The sequence below is a fragment of the Trabulsiella odontotermitis genome (assembly GCF_030053895.1).
Classification (GTDB): Bacteria; Pseudomonadota; Gammaproteobacteria; order Enterobacterales; family Enterobacteriaceae; genus Trabulsiella; species Trabulsiella odontotermitis_C.
The window spans coordinates 3,840,866-3,860,922 of sequence record NZ_CP125781.1; the positions used below are offsets into that span (position 1 = coordinate 3,840,866).

Here is a 20,057-nt window from a genome sequence, read left to right on the forward strand (position 1 = left end):
TCAGTATTCAGGAGATTGTTTCGCGACGCGCGCTTTTCGGGCGAAATGCTGCTACCACTTGCGGATCGGTTTCCACGTAAGGCCCGTCCAGTAGTTGTATGCAATACGGGACGCTGGCAAAAATCCCCGCCACCACTACCGTACCGTCCGCCGCTTTCACCCCTTCGAGCGTCTCCTGAATCGACTTCGGCTGCCCGGGAAGATTGAGGATCAGCGCCTGCTTGCGGATCACCCCTACCTGACGGGAAAGGATCGCCGTCGGCACGAAATGCAGGCTGATCTGGCGCATCTGCTCGCCGAAGCCTGGCATTTCACGATCGGCTATCGCCAGCGTCGCGTCAGGCGTCACATCGCGACGCGCCGGGCCGGTCCCACCGGTGGTGAGCACCAGATGGCAGCTCATTTCGTCCACCAGCTCACACAGCGTCTGCTCGATGATCGCCTGCTCGTCAGGGATAAGTCGTGTCTGCACCTCAAACGGCGTCGTCAGTGCGCTTTCCAGCCATGCTTCAAGCGCCGGAAGGCCTTTGTCCTGGTATACGCCACTGGAGGCGCGGTCAGAGATGGAAACTAAGCCAATGCGTAAGGTGTTCATATTCGTTCCGTTAACAATAAAACCGTTATGCGGAATGATACACGTTGAGGGGGGAGACAGACAGATTTGCAAAGAGGTAGCGTGACCGGGAACCGGTCACGCCAGTAATGATTACAGCAGATCGCCGATCATTTTTTCCAGTTTGCCCTGGTCAACGGCAAACTTACGGATACCATCCGCCAGTTTGTCGACAGCCATCGGATCCTGGTTGTGCTGCCACAGGAATTCAGATTCCGTGATGCGCGCCGGACGGGCCTTCACTTCACCTTTGAAGGTCAGTTTCGGTTCAATCGCGCCTTCGCTTTCCGCCAGCTCTTTCAGCAGCGCCGGGGCGATAGTCAGGCGATCACAACCCGCCAGTTCGAGGATCTCGCCGACGTTACGGAAGCTTGCGCCCATGACCACGGTTTCATAACCGTGCTGTTTGTAGTACTCATAGATTTCCGTCACGGAAACCACGCCCGGATCTTCTGCCGGTGCGTACTCTTTCTTGTCAGTGTTAGCTTTGTACCAGTCGAGGATACGGCCAACGAAAGGAGAGATCAGGAAAACACCGGCTTCTGCACAAGCACGCGCCTGCGCAAAGGAGAACAGCAGCGTCAGGTTACAGTTGATGCCGTCTTTTTCCAGTTGCTCAGCGGCACGGATGCCCTGCCAGGTGGAAGCCAGTTTGATCAGAATGCGGTCGTTGCCAATGCCCGCGTCGTTGTACAGTTTGATCAAACGCTTCGCTTTGGCGATAGAGGCGTCGGTGTCATAAGAAAGACGCGCGTCAACTTCGGTGGAGATGCGGCCTGGGATCAGCTTAAGAATTTCCAGACCAATATTCACGGCCAGTTTGTCGGTAGCATCTACTACCTGCTGAGCGCGGTCGCTGCTCTGGCTTTTCGCCCAGTTAACGGCGTCGTCGATCAGTTTGCGATATTCAGGGATCTGCGCCGCATTGAGGATCAGAGAAGGGTTCGTTGTCGCATCCTGAGGCTGGTAAAGCTTCATTGCGGCAATATCTCCGGTGTCAGCGACTACGGTGGTGTACTGACGCAGGGAGGTCAATTTATCCGTCATATTGTGTATCTCTTTAAACAGCGTGTTAGGGGGATGTAATCGGTCTTTCTTGATGATAACACGACGTGGGGTCAGCGCAACCTGGACCGTGAAAGACCGCAGAGTATGATAAACTAGGACAATTAATCTTATGAGAGATAAAGGATTATCCCTAAAATGGTAGCACTTACATCAGTAAGTCGGCATGTACAAGAGGACGTCTAATGCCTGATTTTCTTTCTTTTATCAACGACATGCTCTGGGGCTCGGTAATGATTTACCTGTTGCTCGGCGCGGGCGTGTGGTTCACATGGCGGACTGGTTATATTCAGTTCCGTTATGTCCGACAATTCGGGAAAAGTCTGAAAGGCAGTTTCAGGCCTCAGGAGGGTGGTCTGACCTCGTTTCAGGCCCTCTGCACCAGTCTGGCCGCGCGCGTGGGGAGCGGAAACCTCGCGGGCGTGGCGCTCGCCATCACCGCTGGCGGGCCGGGTGCGGTCTTCTGGATGTGGGTCTCCGCTATCATCGGTATGGCCACCAGCTTTGCGGAGTGTTCGCTGGCACAACTTTATAAAGAGCGCGATAGCCAGGGGCAGTTCCGGGGCGGGCCGGCGTGGTATATGGCGCGCGGCCTCGGTATGCGCTGGATGGGCGTCCTCTTTTCTATATTCCTGTTGCTGGCCTACGGGCTGATTTTCAATACTGTGCAGGCCAATTCGGTCGCGCTGGCGGTCAGCTACGCCTTTGAGCTTCCGACCTTTGCAACGGGCCTCGGACTGGTCGCATTAACCCTATTGTGCATCGTACGTGGTCTGCGCGGCGTCGCGCGGCTGTTGCAGTGGGTGGTGCCGTTTATGGCGCTGATCTGGGTTATCGCCAGCGTGGTCATCAGCCTGTGGCATGTCGAGCAACTGCCCACTATCCTGGTGCGTATCATTCGCAGCGCCTTTGGCTGGCAGGAAGCGGCGGCGGGCGCGGTCGGTTATACCCTCAGCCAGGCACTGACCAGCGGTATCCAGCGCGGTATGTTCTCTAACGAAGCCGGGCTGGGTTCCACCCCGAATGCGGCCGCCACGGCAGCGTCTTTCCCACCCCACCCGGCGGCACAAGGGATCGTGCAGATGATCGGCGTCTTCGTCGACACGATGGTGATCTGTACGGCCAGCGCGATGGTCGTTCTGCTGGCAGGCCATGAAACGTCACTGAGCGGCATTGCCGGGATCACCCTCGTGCAGCATGCCATGGAGGATCTGATCGGGAGCTGGGGCGCCAGTTTCGTCGCCTTTGTGGTGCTGCTGTTCGCCTTTACGTCCATCATTGCCAATTATCTGTATGCCGAAAACAATCTCTTCTTTTTGCAGTTGCATACGCCACGAAACATCTGGTTGCTGCGGGCGGTCACGCTGTTGATGGTGATGGCGGGAACGCTGCTCAGCCTGCCGGTCGTCTGGCAACTGGCCGACGTGATCATGGCGCTGATGGCGATCACCAACCTGACGGCGATCCTGCTGCTGTCGCCGGTGGTGAAAATCATCGCCAGCGATTACCTGCGCCAGCGCAAGCTGAGCGTGCGGCCGGTGTTCGATCCCACGCGCTATCCCGATATCCAACAACAACTGGCGCCTGAAAGCTGGGACGATACGCCACGCCAATAGCTGTCATTGATCACTTCGCAGGCGTTTTTTGTTAAAATCGCCGAAAAATGCCTGCAAGGACTGGATATGCTGATTCTTATTTCACCTGCTAAAACGCTCGATTACCAAAGCCCGCTGGCGACCGATCGCTATACCCAGCCAGAACTGCTGGATCACTCTCAGCAGTTGATCCGTGAAGCGCGGAAGCTTTCTGCGCCGCAGATTGCGAAGCTGATGGGCATCAGCGACAAGCTCGCCGATCTCAACGCCACCCGTTTCCATGACTGGCACCCGGATTTCACGCCGCAGAATGCGCGCCAGGCGATCCTCGCGTTTAAAGGCGATGTGTATACCGGCCTGCAGGCGGAAGAATTCAGTGATGCCGATTTTGATTTCGCTCAGCAGCATCTGCGGATGCTTTCCGGCCTGTACGGCGTGCTGCGCCCTCTGGATTTGATGCAGCCCTACCGTCTGGAAATGGGCATTCGCCTGGAAAACGCTAAGGGAAAAGATCTCTACCAGTTCTGGGGCGATACCATCACCAGCAAACTCAACGAGGCGCTGAAGGCGCAGGGTGATGACATTGTCATTAATCTCGCCTCTGATGAGTATTTTAAATCCGTGAAGCCGAAGCAGCTGAAGGGTGACATCATCAAGCCCGTGTTCCTTGATGAGAAGAACGGCAAATTCAAAGTGATCAGCTTCTACGCCAAGAAAGCGCGTGGCCTGATGAGCCGCTACATCATTGAAAACCGTCTGACGACGCCAGAGCAGTTAACCGGCTTTAACAGCGAAGGGTATTTCTTTGACAGGGAAGCGTCCGGAAACGGCGAGCTGGTGTTTAAACGCCACGAACAGCAGTAAAAAACGCCCCGACAGCATACTGACTGCCGGGGACGGTATTACGCTTTGCTCATCAGCAACTGACGCAGCGCCGCGAAATCGGCTGGCAGGTTGTGCGAGAGCAGCGGTAAATCAGCACGTTCGGCCAGTTCTTTCGGCAGCGCCAGCGGCTCACCCAGAATCGCCTCAACACTTTCTTTGAATTTCGCCGGATGCGCCGTACCGAGGAACAGCCCGTACTCGCCGGGGTTCAGTTGATCACGCAGTGCGCGCCAGGCCACTGCCGCATGTGGCTCTGAAACGTAGCCCAGCGCCTTAAGCTCACGCATCGTCGCTTTGGTGGTTTCGTCGTCCACCGTGGCGTAACCCAGCTCTTTCAGACGCCAGATTTTACGGCGGAACAGCTCTTCCACGCGCGGCCAGTTATTCGGCTGGCTGACGTCCATCGCGTTGGAGAGCGTGGCCTGCGTCGCGTTGGGTTTCCACTCGCCGTCTTTCAGGAAGCGCGGCACGGTGTCGTTAACGTTGGTGGCGGCGATAAAACGCTTCACCGGCAGCCCCAGCGCTTTCGCCAGCAGACCGGCGGTCAGATCGCCAAAGTTTCCGCTCGGCACGGAGACCACCAGCTGATTGCGCGCTTCCTGCGGCAGTTGCGCCACCGCTTCAAAGTAGTAGCAAATCTGTGCCAGCAGACGGCTGATGTTGATCGAATTTGCCGAGTTCAGCCCCAGTGCCTTTTTCAGCGCTTCATCATCAAACGCCTGTTTCACCAGCGCCTGGCAGGCATCGAAATCACCGTCGATAGCCACTGTTTCAATGTTGCCGCCCAGCGTGCAGAACAGTTTTTCCTGTAACGGACTAATTTTGCCGCGCGGATAGAGGATCACCACGCGCACATTTTTCATGCCATAAAAGGCATGAGCAACCGCTGCGCCGGTGTCGCCGGAGGTCGCCGTCAGAATAGTGACCGGCTTGTCACCGCTGATGTGGCCCAGCATCTGCGCCATAAAGCGCCCGCCGAAATCCTTGAACGCCAGCGTCGGGCCATGGAACAATTCAAGGCAGCCAACATCTTCCTGCACTTTTTTCACTGGCGCCGGGAAAGCGAACGCCGCGCGTACGCGCTCTTCCAGCAGCTCCTGCGGGATCTCATCACCGATAAACGCGGCGAGGATTTTGGCACTGCGGGTGATGAAATTTTGCTTCAGCATCTCATCAATTTCCGTCAGGCTAAATTCCGGCAGGTCGTGCGGAAAGAATAACCCCTGATTTCTGCCCAGCCCCTGCGTCACGGCCTGTGCGAAACTGACCTGCTCGTTATGATCTTTTAAGTTATAGAGTTTCATTAGTTTTCCACCACGCGTGCGCCCGCTGTATCCAGCCGACAAATATGAACAAAGCCTTCCTGATTTTGCAGATAGTGTTTGCTGAGCCAGTCAGCCACCCGCTGCGCGGTCTCCGGTTTATCACAGAGCGCAAACAGCGTCGGCCCGGAACCGGAAATCCCGCAGGCCAGCGCGCCGATTTCCGCGACGCCCTGTCGCGCGGCATCGAAGCCGGGCAACAGTTTGGTGCGATACGGCTCGGCGATCACGTCCTTCATCAACGCCGCCGCCAGTCGCGGCTGGCGGGAGTAGCAGGCGTGAATGAAACCCGCCAGATGTCGCCCGTGGGCGATACAATCCTGACGGCGATACTGCGCCGGTAAAATCGCCCGCGCTTCGGCGGTCGACACTTTAATGCCCGGATAAGCCAGCACCCACAACCACTCATCAAAGCCTGGCACCTGCTGGCTGATAATGCCGCTCTCTTCGAGAATCAACTGCATACCGCCCAGATAGCACGGCGCGACGTTGTCGTAATGAATACTGCCGGAGATGCGCCCTTCCAGCTCGCCCATCAACGCCAGCATACGATGTTCATTCAGCGGCTTACCGCAGTATTCGTTCATCGCCACCAGCGCCGCCACCACCGAGCAGGCACTGGAGCCAAGACCAGAACCGATCGGCATATTTTTTTCCAGCGTCATGGTCACTGGCACTGTTTTGCCAATCTCCTGACAGAAACGCTCCCAGCACTGCCAGACAATATTTTCCTGCGGATTGGCCGGCAGCTTGCTGGCAAAGTGGCCCGCATTGATCAGACTGAAATGGTCCGCGGCTTCGACGGAAACATTATCGCCCAGCAACGTACCGTCGACCGGTGTCACCGCCGCGCCAAGCACATCAAACCCCACGCTCATATTGGCACTGGAGGCCGGGGCATAGACTTTCACCATCTTAAACTCCTAACTTCCATGATAAGGTGCGCAGCAGATCAGCAAACACACCGGCCGCCGTCACGTCATTGCCCGCGCCATAGCCGCGCAGGATCAACGGCAGCGGCTGATAATAGTGGCTGTAGAAGGCCAGCGCGTTTTCGCCGTTTTTGACTTTATACAGCGGATCGTTACCGTCGACTTCTGCGATTTTCACCCGGCAGACGCCATCTTCTTCAATGTTGCCAACATAACGCAGGACGTTCCCTGCCTCACGCGCTTTTTCAATGCGGGCTGCAAAGGCGGCATCCAGTGACGGCAGGCGCGACATAAAACTGTCGACATCGCCTGCCACGTCAAACCCTTGCGGTAAAACAGGTTCCACCACAATATCGCTGAGTTCGAGACTGCGACCGGTTTCACGGGCGAGGATCAATAGCTTACGCGCCACATCCATGCCGGAAAGATCGTCCCGCGGATCCGGCTCGGTATAACCCATTTCACGCGCCAGTGTTGTGGCCGCGGAGAGGCTCATTCCCTCGTCCAGCTTGCCAAAAATAAACGACAGCGATCCTGACAGAATGCCGGAGAAACGCTGCAACTCATCGCCCGCGTTGAGCAGATTTTGCAGGTTTTCAATGACCGGCAACCCGGCACCAACGTTAGTATCGTAGAGGAATTTACGCCGCGAGCCTGCCGCCGCCTGGCGCAGCTCATGGTAATAATTCATGGAAGAGGTGTTGGCCTTTTTGTTCGGCGTCACCACGTGGAAACCTTCACGCAGGAAATCCGCGTATTGATCCGCGACCGCCTGGCTGGAAGTACAGTCGACGATCACCGGGTTCAGCAAATGGTACTCTTTCACCAGCCGAATCAGTCGTCCGAGGTTGAACGGCTCTTTCGCCTCCGCCAGCGCTTCTTTCCAGTTTTCCAGATTCAGGCCATGCACGCTGGTCAGCAGCGCTTTTGAATTCGCCACGCCGCAGACACGCAGATCGATATGTTTGTTCTTGAGCCAGGTTTGCTGACGTTTAAGCTGCTCCAGCAGCGCGCCGCCGACACCGCCGACGCCAATCACAAACACTTCAATCACCTGATCGGTATTGAACAGCATCTGGTGGGTGACGCGAACGCCCGTTGTGGCATCGTCGTTGTTGACCACCACGGAGATAGACCGCTCCGATGAACCCTGCGCAATAGCAACGATATTGATATTGGCACGGGCCAGCGCGGCGAAGAATTTGGCAGAGATCCCGCGCAGGGTACGCATACCGTCGCCCACGACGGAGATGATCGCCAGACGCTCCATAATTGACAGCGGCTCCAGCACGCCCTCTTTCAGTTCAAGGTAGAACTCATCTTCCATCGCCTTTTTCGCCCGACCGCAATCGGCCTGCGGCACGCAAAAGCTGATGCTGTATTCCGAGGAAGACTGCGTGATCAACACAACGGAGATCCGCGCGCGCGACATGGTGGCAAACACCCGCGCCGCCATTCCGACCATGCCCTTCATGCCAGGCCCGGAGACGTTGAACATCGCCATATTGTTGAGGTTCGAAATCCCCTTCACTGGTAAGCCATCTTCGTCGCGGCTGGCACCAATAAGCGTTCCCGGCGCCTGAGGATTGCCGGTATTTTTAATCAGACAGGGGATCTGAAACTGGGCAATTGGCGCGATAGTCCGGGGATGCAGCACTTTGGCGCCAAAATAGGAGAGCTCCATCGCTTCCTGGTAAGACATTGATTTCAGCAGACGCGCATCCGGCACCTGGCGCGGGTCGCAGGTATACACACCATCGACGTCCGTCCAGATTTCACAACAGTCGGCGCGCAAGCACGCTGCCAGCACCGCTGCAGAGTAGTCGGAGCCGTTACGCCCCAGCACCACCAGCTCGCCCTTCTCATTGCCTGCCGTGAAACCCGCCATCAGCACCATATGATCTGCGGGGATCTGGCTTGCGGCGATACGGCGGGTGGATTCCGCGATATCAACCGTCGATTCAAGGTAATGCCCGACTGCCAGCAGTTTCTCCACCGGATCGATCACCGTCACATTGTGACCGCGCGCTTCCAGCAGGCCCGCCATAATCGCGATAGAGAGTTTTTCGCCACGGCAGATGATTGCCGCGTTGACGCTGTCCGGGCACTGCCCGAGCAGGCTGATACCATGCAAAACGTGTTTAATCTGAGCGAATTCTTGTTCGACAAAGAGTTTCAGTTGTGTCAGCGGGAATCCTGGCTGGGCATCGGCAAGGCCCTGAAGAAGCTCGGCAAAAATGCGTTCGGCGTCACTGATATTCGTAAGAGCGTCCTGGCCACCAATGGTTTTTTCAATCATCGCCACCAGGTGGTTGGTGATTTTGGCCGGGGCAGAGAGCACGGTCGCTACCTGCCCCTGCCTGGCGTTGCTCTCAAGAATATCGGCAACCCGCAGAAAACGCTCCGCATTCGCCACTGATGTACCGCCGAACTTCAACACTCGCATGGTCATACCCCTTGATCTTTAGTCGAAAAAAAAGCCCGCACTGTTCAGGTGCGGGCTTTTTTCTTTATTTCCTGTACGCGTCAGCCCGCACCGTTACCTGTGGTAATGGTGGTGGTGATAATGGTGGTCATCATGCTGATGCGAATCATGTTGTTGTGTGCTCTGTATCGTTATCTGTCTGTGCAGTACCTATATTGGTTAAAGTATCTGCCAGCTCAAGTCAACGAATTTTTAGATTTGTCACGTTCCGTAATCACTTCAGGTTTCGCTAAGTCTTTCCTGATATTTAACCGCATTGCCCGAAATACAGGATTGCAAACAGACCATACCGCTATAACGAGACGGCTAACCAACATTTTACTCTGCGAGATTTTTTTCAATATCATGGAGCAAACGATGCAACATTGCCGTGTCGCGGTGTTCAAGTAGCCCCAGACGTTGCTGCAACCAGTCGGCCAGTTTGACGTCATCCGCTACGTTAAGACGATCGAGCAACGCCATACAACGCGACCGTAATGCCTGGAGCTGATTTTCATCGCCAGACGTTACCGACGCTGATGAATTATGCGTCAATGCAGAAAGCTGATAGCAATACACCATCACCGCCTGACCCAAATTTAACGACGGGTAATCGGCCACCATTGGCACGCCGGTAAGTACGTCTGCAAGCGCCAGTTCGTCGTTGGTCAGGCCGGAATCTTCGCGCCCGAAGACCAGCGCTGCATGGCCCATCCACTGCGATTTTTCCTGCAAAAGCGGGACAAGTTCCTGTGGCGACGCGTAATAGTGAAAGCGCGCCCGGCTGCGTGCCGTGGTGGCAATGGTGAAATCCACGCCCTGCAACGCGTCGGCGAGGGTGGCATAAGTGGTTATATTTTCTAGGATATCGCCAGAACCGTGTGCGACCCACTGCGCGGCAGGTTCGAGATGCGCCTGGCTGTCGACGATGCGGAGATCGTGGAAGCCCATGGTTTTCATCGCTCTTGCCGCCGCGCCAATATTTTCTGCTCTTGCTGGAGCCACCAGCACGATGGATAAATGCATTTTTCCGTTCTCTGCGTTTTTTTCACGGCGCTTAAAATGTGATGCAGCTCAACATATTGCGCAGCGCGAATTTACAAAATTGCAACAAAAATCACTGAAATAGCGTTTCTTAACATATAAAAAACGCTAAACTATTATCTCATAATGATCCGGGATATAATGTTAACAGAAGCGATATATCCCTATGTTTAGTAATGACATTGTCAGAAATTCCGAAAACGGCGGATCAGTGTTGTCCGCTTAATTAGTTAGCCGGTGCAACTAATTAAAATGTTGAAAAATTGTGATAACCGATAGCATTTTGCTGCAGGGATTTCACTAGAGTGTTAACGTGCTACAATTGAACTTGATATATGTCAACGAAGCGTAGTTTTATTGGGTGTCCTGTGTCTCTTAGCCTGTTATGTTGCTGTTAAAATGGTTAGGATGACAACCGTTTTTGACACTGTCGGGTCCAGAGGGAAACTACCCACGACCAAGCTAATGATGTTGTTGACGTTGATGGAAAGTGCATCAAGAACGCAATTACGTACTTTAGTCATGTTACGCCGTTCATGTTAATTTGCGACATGTACCAGGCAGGTCAGGGACTTTGGTACTTCCTGTTTCGATTTAGTTGGCAATTTAGGTAGCAAACATGCAGACCCCGCACATTCTTATCGTTGAAGACGAGTTGGTAACACGCAACACGTTAAAGAGTATTTTCGAAGCAGAAGGCTACGATGTTTTCGAAGCGACCGATGGCGCGGAAATGCATCAGATCCTATCTGAAAATGACGTCAACCTGGTGATCATGGATATCAACCTCCCAGGGAAAAATGGCCTTCTGCTGGCGCGTGAATTGCGCGAGCAGGCGAATGTCGCGCTGATGTTCCTCACCGGTCGTGACAACGAAGTCGATAAGATCCTCGGCCTTGAAATTGGTGCCGACGATTACATCACTAAGCCGTTTAACCCGCGTGAACTGACTATCCGTGCCCGCAACCTGCTTTCCCGTACCATGAATCTCGGTACCGTGAGCGAAGAGCGCCGCAGCGTTGAAAGCTACAAGTTCAATGGCTGGGAGCTGGATATCAACAGCCGTTCGCTGATTAGCCCTAACGGCGACCAGTACAAACTGCCGCGTAGCGAATTCCGCGCGATGCTGCACTTCTGTGAAAACCCGGGCAAGATTCAGTCACGTGCTGAACTGCTGAAGAAAATGACCGGCCGTGAGCTGAAGCCGCACGACCGTACCGTTGATGTCACCATCCGCCGTATTCGTAAGCACTTCGAATCCACGCCGGACACCCCGGAAATCATCGCCACCATTCACGGCGAAGGTTATCGTTTCTGCGGTGACTTACAGGAATAATCCTGCATTTATAGAAGAAAGGCGCCTGATGGCGCCTTTTTTTATTTCCACACGCGTAACTCATCGCCTTCCGGCACGATGGGTTTCGCTTTTGGTTTCGACAGCGAATACCAGTCGAAATGACGCGTCAGGAACATCACCGCACTCAGCGCCACCAGCAGAACGCCAGTGCCCAACAGCAGCGCGCTGTCCTCGGAACGCAACAGTACCCACATCACGCCATCCAGCGCCAGCAGCGCAACGGTGAACAACAAACTGTTACGCCACCCTTTCAGTACCGCCTGCAGGTAAATACCGTTGATGAACGCCCCGGTCAGGCTGGCGGCGATCCACGCGGGAGTAAAGCCAATGTGCTCAGACAACGCCAGCAGCACCAGGTAAAACATAACCAGCGACAGCCCCACCAGCAAATACTGCATCGGGTGCAGACGCAGCGCCGTCAGGGTTTCGAACACAAAGAACGCCATAAACGTCAGCGCAATCAGCAAAATCGCGTATTTGGTAGCCCGGTCCGTCAGTTGATACTGATCCGCCGGGGTGGCGACTGAGACCTTAAACGCGGGCAGTTCGTCCCAGGCGACCCGGTAGCCGCGGTTAAACTGGCTGCCAAGGTCCGTGGCGAACCAGCTGCTCTGCCAGCGGGCGCTGAACCCTTTGTCAGTGATCTCACGCTGAACAGGAAGGAAATCGCCGAGAAACCCCGGATGTGGCCAGTTGCTGGTCAGCGCCAGTTCGCTGTTGCGCCCGACCGGAACAACAGAAAAACTCCCCGTCCCGTTCAGATTTAACGTCATCGACAGCGACAGCGTTCTGGCGTCGAGCATTGCGGTGGAAAGTGGAATATGCAGCCCCGGTAAATCACCGTGGATCCCGCTGCCCGGCTCAACGGTCGCGGGTATTCCGTTCAGCTCTGGTGCTTCAACCACGCCAATCCCGCGTGAATCACCTACCGACATCACCAGAAACGGTTCGCCCAGCGTCACATTCTCTTCCGCTTTCATCAGCGCATCCAGCTTGCTGCGATCAAACTGCGCGTTTACTGTCAGCGTGGTATGCCAGATTTGCCCTTCATAGATGCCAATCTCCCGGGATTCGACGTTTTGCTGCCCCTCAACCGTCAGTGATTCCGGCAGCCAGTAGCGAAAATACATGCGCTTACGCAGCACATTTTTATCGTCCTCAACCACGGTGTAAATTTCGGTCGTCGGAACGGCAATCATCGGGCCAATCAGTTTTTGTGGTCCGCTGGTGCTTTGACGCAAGCTGTCTTCCACCAGAGAACGATAACTGGCGCGTTCCGCCACCAGATCGCTGACCATCATCAATGGCACCAGCAACAGACCGACGCACCCAATCAGGGTGGCAATTTTGAAAAACAGGGGGGATTTAAACATAGCCTTCTCCTTTTTTGATGCTGGCAGGATATCGGGGCTATGTGGGGAGAATTTGAAGTTATGTGAAGGGACGGTGAAGCCGCAACGTCGCCCTGACGCCGCCTTCGGCCAGGTTGATTAACCGGATGTCGCCCTGATGCAGACGCGCCACTTCCTGTACAAATGCCAGCCCAAGCCCACTGCTCTTCTGACCATTTTCCCGCGGCAAGGAATAGAAGCGTTCAAAAATGCGCCCGAGGGCATAATCCGGGATCCCGCTGCCAGTGTCGGTGACACTGAGCCAGGCCTCTTCACCCTGCCTTTCGGCACGCAGGGTAATGGTTCCCCCAACTGGCGTAAAGTCGATGGCATTATCCAGCAGATTCCCCAGCGCCTGCTCCAGCAGATCTTCATCGGCGGTCACTTCACTCGCGGCTGCATCACACTGCAGCGTTATCCCCTTCGCTTCCAGCGCGACGCTGCGCGACTGCGCAAGGCGCGCAAACAGGGGGTCGACAGCGACGGTAAGTTGCGGGATATCGGCACGATTCTCCAGCCGCGCCTGCGCCAGCAGCTTTTCTACCAGCGACTGCATGCGCGCATTCTGTACCAGAATGTTTTCGCTAAACCGGTTGATGACCTCCGGCGGCGGCAATTCTTTGAGGATCTCCGCGGCCCCGCGAATGGCGGCCAGCGGGCTTTTCAGCTCATGGGTCAGAGCGTAGACATACTGCTCAATGTAATTCTTGCCCTCCAACCGCAGCCGCATACTCTCCAGCGCCAGCGCCAGCTTACGCAGCTCGCTGCTGCCCACGTCCGGCAACGGTAGCGCGTTATTTTGCGTAACCGAATCGGCATAACGCGAGAGTTTGCCAATGGAGCGGTTGATCCACCATACCATGCCCGCGCCGACCAGCAGCGCGATGCCCAGCAACGCGCCGCCCGCCCACAACATGCGTCGCTCGCTGCGTTTGATCACCGGTGCCACCGCGCTGTTCGGTTTTCCGACTGAAAGGACGCCTATGATACGGCGGTTTTCCAGCACCGGCGCGGCAACATACATCACCGAACTGTCGGGGTCGGCGGGATCACGCGCGGTGCTGCGGGCACCATATTTCCCTCGCAGCGTCAGCCAGACGTCATTCCAGCGGGAATAATCCTTTCCGACGGCCTTACCTGCGGAATCAAATACCACAATGCCGTTTTCATCGGTCATGTAGACGTGATATTCATTGCGAACTTTATTGATACCGCCAATATTTGCGCGGAACGGGCGGTTCTGTAACTCGTTGAATGCCTGCGCCAGCCTGCCGTGCGCCGGCTCGCCGGATTGCAGATCCTCCCGCGCCAGCGCTGCCAGCAAAGTCGCGGTGTCGATGAGCGTGCCTTCCGTGGCTCGCCGTACGCCCGGTTTGATCTCCTCAACGAAAATGAACAGCACAAACCAGGCGGCAATCGCCACGATCAGGAAATATCCCAGCAACAGCCGCATCCCGATCCGCATCAGTGTAACCCCAGGCTATAACCGAGACCGCGGTGGGTGCTGATCGGCGAGAGATCCGGGTTGATCGCGCGGAGCTTGGCGCGCAGCGTTTTGATGTGGGTATCCACGGTACGATCAAAACTCTCCTGCTCATCGCCCCAGACTCTGTCCATTAGTTGCTGGCGGGAGAAAACGCGCCCTGGCGACTGCAACAGCGTTTTCAGCAGCAGGAATTCGTAGCGCGTCAGTTGCAGCGGCTGACCGCACCAGTCGATATGCGCCGCGGCCTCATTCAACGCAAACTGGCCGATACGCACCACCGGCAGCGGCGTCGCGAATTTTTGCAGACGACGCAGAATGGAACGCACTCTGGCGCACACCTCCCGCGGCGAAAAGGGTTTCGCGACGTAGTCATCGGCACCAATTTCCAGCCCCAGCAGCTTATCAACCTCGTCACTGCGCGCAGTCAGAAACAGTACCGGCAGACCGGGCGCCTGCGCCAGCAATCGCCGACACAGCTCAAATCCGCTGATATCCGGCAGCCCTACATCGAGGATCGCCAGGTCCGGCAGCGACTGTCGCGCCGCGTCCAGCACGGGTAAGCCGCGTTCGAATGCTTTTACCCGAAAACCTTCCTGCTGGAGCATATACATCAGCGTATCAGCGATACCGATTTCATCCTCAACCAGCCAGATCAGAGGGTGTTCCATACACTATTCCGTTATCGGGACCACGGCATAATCGGCACGGCGCTGAGCGCGTTTTTCGGTGAGCCGTCGACGATCCTGTCTGAGTAGGTGAGGTAAACCAGCGCGTTACGTTTGGCGTCAAAGAAACGCACCACCTGCAGCTTTTTAAACACCAGGGAAGTCCGTTTCTGGAAAACCACATCTCCCTGCGCTTTGCCGTTTTTAATCTTTTCACTGACTTCGATGGGCCCAACCTGTTGGCAGGAAATCGCCGCATCTGACGTATCTTCCGCCAGCCCTAAGCCCCCTTTGATGCCGCCGGTTTTAGCGCGGCTCAGGTAACAGGTGACGTTTTTAACGTCAGGATCATCAAACGCTTCGACGATAATCTTATGATCCGGTCCAAACATCTTAAAGACGGTGTCCACGGAACCAATCTGTTCTGCCTGCGCGGTCTGGCCCATAACGCAAAGAACTATTGCTACGATCAAACTCTTATATTTCATATTGTTACCATTTCTAAAAATTCAGTTGCGCAACTATTCAACATTTCAGCAGAAAATATATAGAGATCACAGTGTTAGGATAATTATGCCTGAATTGTGTTCATAATCGCACTTAAGAACAAAAAAAACACTGAATGCTAAAACTTCAAACAATGTTATTATCCGCTACCTTATTATCAGGTATCTGCGATTAAGGACGAGGAATTTATATGGATCAGGCAGGAATTATTCGCGATCTCCTTTCCTGGCTGGAGGGCCACCTGGATCAGCCTTTGTCACTGGATAATGTGTCAGCCAAGGCGGGATATTCCAAGTGGCATTTGCAGCGGATGTTCAAGGACGTGACCGGCCATGCCATTGGCGCCTATATCCGCGCGCGCCGACTGTCCAAATCTGCCGTTGCCCTGCGCCTGACGGCACGTCCAATCCTTGATATCGCCTTACAGTATCGCTTCGATTCGCAACAAACCTTTACCCGTGCCTTTAAAAAGCAGTTCAACCTGACGCCCGCGCTGTATCGCCGCTCGCCGGACTGGAGCGCGTTCGGGATACGCCCGCCGCTGCGTCTTGGCGAATTCGCGATGCCGAAATATGAATTTTTGACCCTGCCGGAGATGCATCTCGTCGGTGTCACCCAGAGCTACACCTGCAAACTGGAAGAGATCTCCGATTTCCGTCATCAGATGCGCATTCAGTTCTGGCGTGAATTCCTCAGCAATACGCCGTCTGTTCCGCCAATGTTATACGGTTTACATGAACCGCGTCCTAGTCAGGAAAAAGACGACGAGCAGGAGGTGTTCTACACCACCGCGCTGACGCCGGAGATGGCAAACGGGCACGTACAGAATACTCACCCGGTCACGCTGGAAGGCGGTGAATATGTGATGTTCACCTACGACGGACTGGGAACCGGGCTGCAGGAATTTATCCTGACGGTCTACGGCAGCTGTATGCCGATGCTTAACCTGACGCGTCGCCGGGGTCTGGATATCGAACGTTTCTATCCTGAAGACGACGTAAAGGGACAGGAAGCGCCGATTCATCTGCGCTGCGAGTACCTGATCCCTGTACGCCGCTAATCGGTCTTAACGTTGTAGCTCATCTAATGCAGGGGCATCGAGATGCGAGACATCCCCTGCGGTCTCCACCACCCATCCAGACGCCAGCCACGGGCTCTGCTGATAATCCACACGGGAAATCGAACAGTTACGTAAACGTAAACGCCGCTCGGCATAAGCCGGAAGCCCGAGGATAGTGCTGACCAGGCAGCCCAGCGCCATGCCGTGGCTGACCAGCAGCGGGCGGCTCCCTTCTGGCAACTCAAGGCAGGAAAGCAGCGCCGCCTGCATGCGGTCGCCGAGCTCCTGCATCGACTCACCATCAGGAATGCGACCGTCCGGCGTCCCGTTGACCAGCTGACGACGCCAGCCCTCTTCCTCTTCGGTCAGCGATTCAATTCTGCGTTTTTCCAGCACGCCCATGTCCAGCTCGCGCAGGCGGGCATCCAGCGTAACACCACATCCGCAGGCGTCGGCGATGATCTCGGCCGTGCGGCGCGTACGCCCTAAATCGCTGGAAATGATATGAGTGATGCCTAATGTTCTGGCGCGTTCACCCACCTGCCAGGCCTGTTGCTCACCTTTCTCGGTCAGCGGACTGTCGGACTGGCCCTGAATGCGTCGCTCGGCGTTCCACTGCGTTTCACCGTGGCGAACAAGGTATACCTGTAACATGCTTTTTATCCGTTATACTGCGATGACAATTTCTTTGTAATGATATCTTGATTATGCACTATGTTGTCTCAGCAACCACCAATCCCGCCAAAATTCAGGCGATTCTTGCCGCTTTTTCCGAGATTTTCGGCGAAGGATCCTGCCATATTGAGGCTATCTCCGTCGAGAGTGGCGTACCGGAACAGCCGCTTGGAAGTGATGAAACGCGCGCTGGCGCACGCAATCGTGTCGATAATGCCCGTCTTGCGCGCCCGGAAGCTGACTTCTGGGTGGCTATTGAAGCCGGTATCGACGAAGGCAGCACCTTCAGTTGGGTGGTGATTGAAAACCGCGAGCAGCGCGGCGAAGCGCGTTCCGCCACGCTTCCGTTGCCGCAGGTCATTCTGGAGAAAGTGCTCGCCGGCGAGGCGCTGGGGCCGGTGATGTCACACTACACCGGCATTGATGAGATTGGCCGCAAAGAAGGCGCCATTGGCGTGTTTACCGCAGGCGCGCTGACCCGCAGCAGCGTTTACCATCAGGCCGTGGTTCTGGCGCTCAGCCCGTTCCACAACGCGGTTTATCGCTGAGTGTGCGGCAACGTCTGTTCGAGCCATTGACGCAGCTCTGCCGGCGCGGATTTCAGGCTGTTCGACCCGCGGGTGATGGTAGCAATGCCCGCGCCAAGCTCGCTTTTCAGTTCGCGCTGGCTCATTTCGCCACGCAAAAGCTCCTCGATAATACGCACGCGGGTGCCCAGCGCTTCGCGTTCATCAGGCGTCATCATCAGGCTGAGCAGCGGAAGGTGCAGATCAGCGCTGTACGCCTGGCGAAGCAGTTCCACAAAACGAAGCCATTCCTGATTACGCTGTTCGGTCACCGCCGCTGAATAAGGGGATTGCTGATTCATGTCAGGCCACCATGTCAGGGTGGGCAGCGAGAGTGCCGCCCACTATTTGTACTCTTCAACGAGTACAAAGCATAACATACTCCCTTCGAATCAGTAACGCTGGCGCCATTCTGAATCGCTCAAAATCACCGGTTTATCGCCCATGAAGTAGCGATAGTAGGCGTCATAAGCCAGCACGTTCTTCACGTAGCTGCGAGTTTCTGAGAATGGAATGCTCTCGACAAACGCCACCGCATCAAGGCGCCCTGCGCTGTTACCGCGCCACGTCCGTACGCGACCGGGACCTGCGTTGTACGCAGCAGAGGCGTAGATGCGATTATTCCCAAACTGCTGATAGACGTATTGCAGATAGCGGGTACCGATATTGATATTGGTTTCCGGATCGAGCAACTGGCTCTGGCTGCTATAACCGGGGATGTTAAACATTTTCACCGTGTGGGCTGCTGTCGCTGGCATCAGTTGCATCAGGCCCGTCGCGCCAACCGGCGAACGCACTTTCGGGTTCCAGGCGCTCTCCTGACGCGAAATGGCCATCGCATAACTTTGTGAGATGTCCTTGCCGCTGGTGTAGCGAGCATACAAATCTCTGTACGCCAGCGGGAAGCGCTCCTGGAGGTTATCCCACAGTTTTCCGGCGATGGTTGCCTGGACGCTGAGATCCCACCAGTCCCGGTCAAAGGCATAACGCGCCAACTGTGCCTGTTCGTTCTTCGTCCGGCTGCTGACCAGATTGGCCCATTCGCTGCGGGCGGTGTTATCCAGCCCCCAGTACATCAGTTCGCGCACCCGCGCCATTTCCTGACCGTTGACCAGCAGCGGCGCGATGGTGCCCTCCGCCTTTTCCACGCGAAGCGGATAATCTTCACCGAGGCGCTGTGCGGCGACCATCGGGTAGAAACCCCGTTGCTGCATCAGCGAGCGCAAAATCTCTTTGGCTTCGGCGTCGCGTCCGCGCTCCATCAGCAGATCCGCCTGCCAGTAGCGCCATTCGTCTTTTTCTTTCGCATCCATTGGCAGCCGCGACAACCAGGTATTGAGGCCGTGACGATCGCCAGTGCCAATCGCCATACGCACGCGGCGCTCCAGCAACGAGGTGGATTGCGTTCGCATGATGGCGTCGTCACGCCAGCGCGCCTGCTCGCTGGTGACGTCATTCCCCATCAGACGCCACGCCACAATGTCGCGCAACTCCTGCGTCTGTTCTTCATTGAGCTGTTGCGCCTGCACCAGCGACGGGATCATCAGACGCGCGTTTTCCGCATCTTGTCGTGCCACGCTGGCAAAAGCGACTGCCGCCATCTGGCGGGTGAAATCCGTCGCACCGGTCGTGCGGGCGAAGGTCAACACATTCTGCGGATTGTTCGCCAGATCAGTCACTGCCGCCGCCATCGTGAGATAGTCGCCCGGCATCTGTGCCGCCAGCGCTTTCACCAGCCCGGTATTGCCCGCTTTCATTGCCAGGCGAATGCGTTCCAGATACGCGAGCGGATCCTGGGTTCCTGACGCGCGCCAGGCGCTGAACAGTTTGTCGCAGGCGTTCGGCTGGCTCTTGCCAGTCAGCCACAGATCTTTCGCTCCGCTCCAGGCCTCCTGCGTCAGCCCGGTGCTGTATTTGGCATAGTAGTAATTACATTGCGCTTCCGTGGTACCTGGTTTTTCCGGGCTGAATGCCAGCAGCCCACGCCAGTCTTCGCGGCGTGCGAGCTCGTTCACAAAGCGGTTTTGCAGCGTACGCGCCGGGGGTAACGTCGGGTTGGCGCGGACAAAATTGGTTACGGTGATCGCCGGTTCGTTCATCAGATCGTCGGTGAGCTGACGGTATTCGAGATAGGGATACAACGGATAGTCTTTCAGCGTGGGCATCAGTTGTGCAACCACATCCATTTGCCGGTTATCCCACGCCTGTTTGACCTGAAGATAGCGGCTACGCTGTTCATCCAGTGAATCAGCATGCGCCAGGCTGTTTACCGTCAGCAGACAGACGCTGGCAGCCAGTAAACGCCAGATCAGGGTTTTCGCTTTTTCCACAAGCTCTTCCTCAATATAAAAATGCAGCATCGTGCCGCTCAGGGCCTCTTTTATGCTAATAAGACATTACCGAATCCGCCATGTTCCGGACACTTTTTTA

Annotated in this window: 20 protein-coding genes and 1 other annotated feature; of the genes, 5 read left to right on the forward strand and 15 right to left on the reverse strand. The window is 55.8% G+C overall.

Translation table 11 applies throughout. The features are described 5' to 3' along the window. Positions 1 to 7: 7 nt before the first annotated feature. Both mog and tal read right to left on the reverse strand, forming a co-directional pair. The gene (mog, locus tag QMG90_RS18170; RefSeq protein ID WP_283281042.1) at positions 8 to 595 is read right to left on the reverse strand and encodes a molybdopterin adenylyltransferase; all 588 of its coding nucleotides are present in this window, start codon (positions 593 to 595) and stop codon (positions 8 to 10) included. Positions 596 to 706: 111 nt separating this feature from the next. After that, a complete protein-coding gene (gene tal, locus QMG90_RS18175; protein WP_283281043.1) occupies positions 707 to 1,660 on the reverse strand; it encodes a transaldolase in 954 nt (317 codons plus the stop codon). A 203-nt stretch (positions 1,661 to 1,863) separates the two neighbouring features. On the opposite strand from tal, the gene QMG90_RS18180 reads away from it, so the two are divergent. Then, complete coding sequence (locus QMG90_RS18180; protein ID WP_283281044.1) at positions 1,864 to 3,294, forward strand: alanine/glycine:cation symporter family protein; 1,431 nt, start codon at positions 1,864 to 1,866, stop codon at positions 3,292 to 3,294. A 66-nt stretch (positions 3,295 to 3,360) separates the two neighbouring features. After that, a complete protein-coding gene (gene yaaA / locus QMG90_RS18185; protein WP_283281045.1) occupies positions 3,361 to 4,137 on the forward strand; it encodes a peroxide stress protein YaaA in 777 nt (258 codons plus the stop codon). Between the two features lie 38 nt (positions 4,138 to 4,175). On the opposite strand, the gene thrC is transcribed toward yaaA, so the two are convergent. The 6 genes from thrC to yjjY form a co-directional block, all read right to left on the reverse strand. Next, a complete protein-coding gene (thrC, locus tag QMG90_RS18190) occupies positions 4,176 to 5,462 on the reverse strand; it encodes a threonine synthase (RefSeq protein ID WP_283281046.1) in 1,287 nt (428 codons plus the stop codon). Next, positions 5,462 to 6,394 (reverse strand): homoserine kinase, encoded by a 933-nt coding sequence (thrB, locus tag QMG90_RS18195; RefSeq protein WP_283281047.1) that lies wholly within the window; start codon positions 6,392 to 6,394, stop codon positions 5,462 to 5,464. Before thrB ends, thrC begins: the two co-directional genes overlap by 1 nt. Position 6,395: 1 nt before the next feature. Continuing rightward, on the reverse strand, positions 6,396 to 8,858 hold the full coding sequence (gene thrA, locus QMG90_RS18200) for a bifunctional aspartate kinase/homoserine dehydrogenase I (protein ID WP_283281048.1): 2,463 nt from the start codon (positions 8,856 to 8,858) through the stop codon (positions 6,396 to 6,398). A gap of 24 nt (positions 8,859 to 8,882) precedes the next feature. Next, positions 8,883 to 9,000 (reverse strand) — a sequence feature (Thr leader region). After that, a complete protein-coding gene (thrL, locus tag QMG90_RS18205) occupies positions 8,939 to 9,007 on the reverse strand; it encodes a thr operon leader peptide (RefSeq protein ID WP_072170912.1) in 69 nt (22 codons plus the stop codon). Its footprint overlaps the feature before it by 62 nt. Positions 9,008 to 9,215: 208 nt before the next feature. Further along, entirely contained in the window at positions 9,216 to 9,902 is a 687-nt protein-coding gene (locus QMG90_RS18210) for a tRNA/rRNA methyltransferase (protein ID WP_283281049.1), read from the reverse strand. Positions 9,903 to 10,303: 401 nt separating this feature from the next. Beyond that, a complete protein-coding gene (yjjY, locus tag QMG90_RS18215; protein WP_152958365.1) occupies positions 10,304 to 10,444 on the reverse strand; it encodes a YjjY family protein in 141 nt (46 codons plus the stop codon). A 95-nt stretch (positions 10,445 to 10,539) separates the two neighbouring features. On the opposite strand from yjjY, the gene arcA reads away from it, so the two are divergent. Then, complete coding sequence (gene arcA, locus QMG90_RS18220; protein WP_038155765.1) at positions 10,540 to 11,256, forward strand: two-component system response regulator ArcA; 717 nt, start codon at positions 10,540 to 10,542, stop codon at positions 11,254 to 11,256. A 41-nt stretch (positions 11,257 to 11,297) separates the two neighbouring features. On the opposite strand, the gene creD is transcribed toward arcA, so the two are convergent. From creD to creA, 4 genes are read right to left on the reverse strand one after another with little or no spacing between them, the layout of a single operon-like run. Continuing rightward, complete coding sequence (gene creD / locus QMG90_RS18225) at positions 11,298 to 12,650, reverse strand: cell envelope integrity protein CreD (RefSeq protein WP_283281051.1); 1,353 nt, start codon at positions 12,648 to 12,650, stop codon at positions 11,298 to 11,300. A gap of 58 nt (positions 12,651 to 12,708) precedes the next feature. Beyond that, complete coding sequence (gene creC / locus QMG90_RS18230) at positions 12,709 to 14,133, reverse strand: two-component system sensor histidine kinase CreC (protein WP_283281053.1); 1,425 nt, start codon at positions 14,131 to 14,133, stop codon at positions 12,709 to 12,711. Continuing rightward, a complete protein-coding gene (gene creB, locus QMG90_RS18235) occupies positions 14,133 to 14,822 on the reverse strand; it encodes a two-component system response regulator CreB (RefSeq protein WP_283281054.1) in 690 nt (229 codons plus the stop codon). Before creB ends, creC begins: the two co-directional genes overlap by 1 nt. A gap of 11 nt (positions 14,823 to 14,833) precedes the next feature. Continuing rightward, positions 14,834 to 15,307, reverse strand: coding sequence for a protein CreA (gene creA / locus QMG90_RS18240; protein ID WP_283281055.1), 474 nt, complete (start codon positions 15,305 to 15,307; stop codon positions 14,834 to 14,836). A 209-nt stretch (positions 15,308 to 15,516) separates the two neighbouring features. Between creA and robA the strand changes: the two genes are divergently transcribed. After that, positions 15,517 to 16,386, forward strand: coding sequence for an MDR efflux pump AcrAB transcriptional activator RobA (gene robA / locus QMG90_RS18245; protein WP_283281056.1), 870 nt, complete (start codon positions 15,517 to 15,519; stop codon positions 16,384 to 16,386). A gap of 6 nt (positions 16,387 to 16,392) precedes the next feature. Here the strand turns inward: robA and gpmB are convergent, their stop codons facing one another. Further along, a complete protein-coding gene (gpmB, locus tag QMG90_RS18250; RefSeq protein WP_283281057.1) occupies positions 16,393 to 17,040 on the reverse strand; it encodes a 2,3-diphosphoglycerate-dependent phosphoglycerate mutase GpmB in 648 nt (215 codons plus the stop codon). 53 nt (positions 17,041 to 17,093) lie between these two features. On the opposite strand from gpmB, the gene yjjX reads away from it, so the two are divergent. Beyond that, on the forward strand, positions 17,094 to 17,609 hold the full coding sequence (yjjX, locus tag QMG90_RS18255; RefSeq protein WP_283281059.1) for an inosine/xanthosine triphosphatase: 516 nt from the start codon (positions 17,094 to 17,096) through the stop codon (positions 17,607 to 17,609). Here yjjX and trpR read toward each other — a convergent pair. Further along, the gene (trpR, locus tag QMG90_RS18260) at positions 17,600 to 17,929 is read right to left on the reverse strand and encodes a trp operon repressor (RefSeq protein WP_038155773.1); all 330 of its coding nucleotides are present in this window, start codon (positions 17,927 to 17,929) and stop codon (positions 17,600 to 17,602) included. The two genes, yjjX and trpR, sit on opposite strands and share 10 nt — an antisense overlap. 90 nt (positions 17,930 to 18,019) lie before the next feature. Next, positions 18,020 to 19,957: a murein transglycosylase gene (gene sltY, locus QMG90_RS18265; protein WP_283283999.1), complete on the reverse strand. Its 1,938-nt coding sequence runs from the start codon at positions 19,955 to 19,957 to the stop codon at positions 18,020 to 18,022. Positions 19,958 to 20,057 lie beyond the last annotated feature (100 nt).

Excerpts from the sequence above, each read along its gene's own strand:
- mog (WP_283281042.1), bottom strand. The coding sequence starts at position 595 with ATGAACACCTTACGCATTGGCTTAGTTTCCATCTCTGACCGCGCCTCC.
- tal (WP_283281043.1), bottom strand. The coding sequence starts at position 1,660 with ATGACGGATAAATTGACCTCCCTGCGTCAGTACACCACCGTAGTCGCT.
- QMG90_RS18180 (WP_283281044.1), top strand. The coding sequence starts at position 1,864 with ATGCCTGATTTTCTTTCTTTTATCAACGACATGCTCTGGGGCTCGGTA.
- yaaA (WP_283281045.1), top strand. The coding sequence starts at position 3,361 with ATGCTGATTCTTATTTCACCTGCTAAAACGCTCGATTACCAAAGCCCG.
- thrC (WP_283281046.1), bottom strand. The coding sequence starts at position 5,462 with ATGAAACTCTATAACTTAAAAGATCATAACGAGCAGGTCAGTTTCGCA.
- thrB (WP_283281047.1), bottom strand. The coding sequence starts at position 6,394 with ATGGTGAAAGTCTATGCCCCGGCCTCCAGTGCCAATATGAGCGTGGGG.
- thrA (WP_283281048.1), bottom strand. The coding sequence starts at position 8,858 with ATGCGAGTGTTGAAGTTCGGCGGTACATCAGTGGCGAATGCGGAGCGT.
- QMG90_RS18210 (WP_283281049.1), bottom strand. The coding sequence starts at position 9,902 with ATGCATTTATCCATCGTGCTGGTGGCTCCAGCAAGAGCAGAAAATATT.
- yjjY (WP_152958365.1), bottom strand. The coding sequence starts at position 10,444 with ATGACTAAAGTACGTAATTGCGTTCTTGATGCACTTTCCATCAACGTC.
- arcA (WP_038155765.1), top strand. The coding sequence starts at position 10,540 with ATGCAGACCCCGCACATTCTTATCGTTGAAGACGAGTTGGTAACACGC.
- creD (WP_283281051.1), bottom strand. The coding sequence starts at position 12,650 with ATGTTTAAATCCCCCCTGTTTTTCAAAATTGCCACCCTGATTGGGTGC.
- creC (WP_283281053.1), bottom strand. The coding sequence starts at position 14,133 with ATGCGGATCGGGATGCGGCTGTTGCTGGGATATTTCCTGATCGTGGCG.
- creB (WP_283281054.1), bottom strand. The coding sequence starts at position 14,822 with ATGGAACACCCTCTGATCTGGCTGGTTGAGGATGAAATCGGTATCGCT.
- creA (WP_283281055.1), bottom strand. The coding sequence starts at position 15,307 with ATGAAATATAAGAGTTTGATCGTAGCAATAGTTCTTTGCGTTATGGGC.
- robA (WP_283281056.1), top strand. The coding sequence starts at position 15,517 with ATGGATCAGGCAGGAATTATTCGCGATCTCCTTTCCTGGCTGGAGGGC.
- gpmB (WP_283281057.1), bottom strand. The coding sequence starts at position 17,040 with ATGTTACAGGTATACCTTGTTCGCCACGGTGAAACGCAGTGGAACGCC.
- yjjX (WP_283281059.1), top strand. The coding sequence starts at position 17,094 with ATGCACTATGTTGTCTCAGCAACCACCAATCCCGCCAAAATTCAGGCG.
- trpR (WP_038155773.1), bottom strand. The coding sequence starts at position 17,929 with ATGAATCAGCAATCCCCTTATTCAGCGGCGGTGACCGAACAGCGTAAT.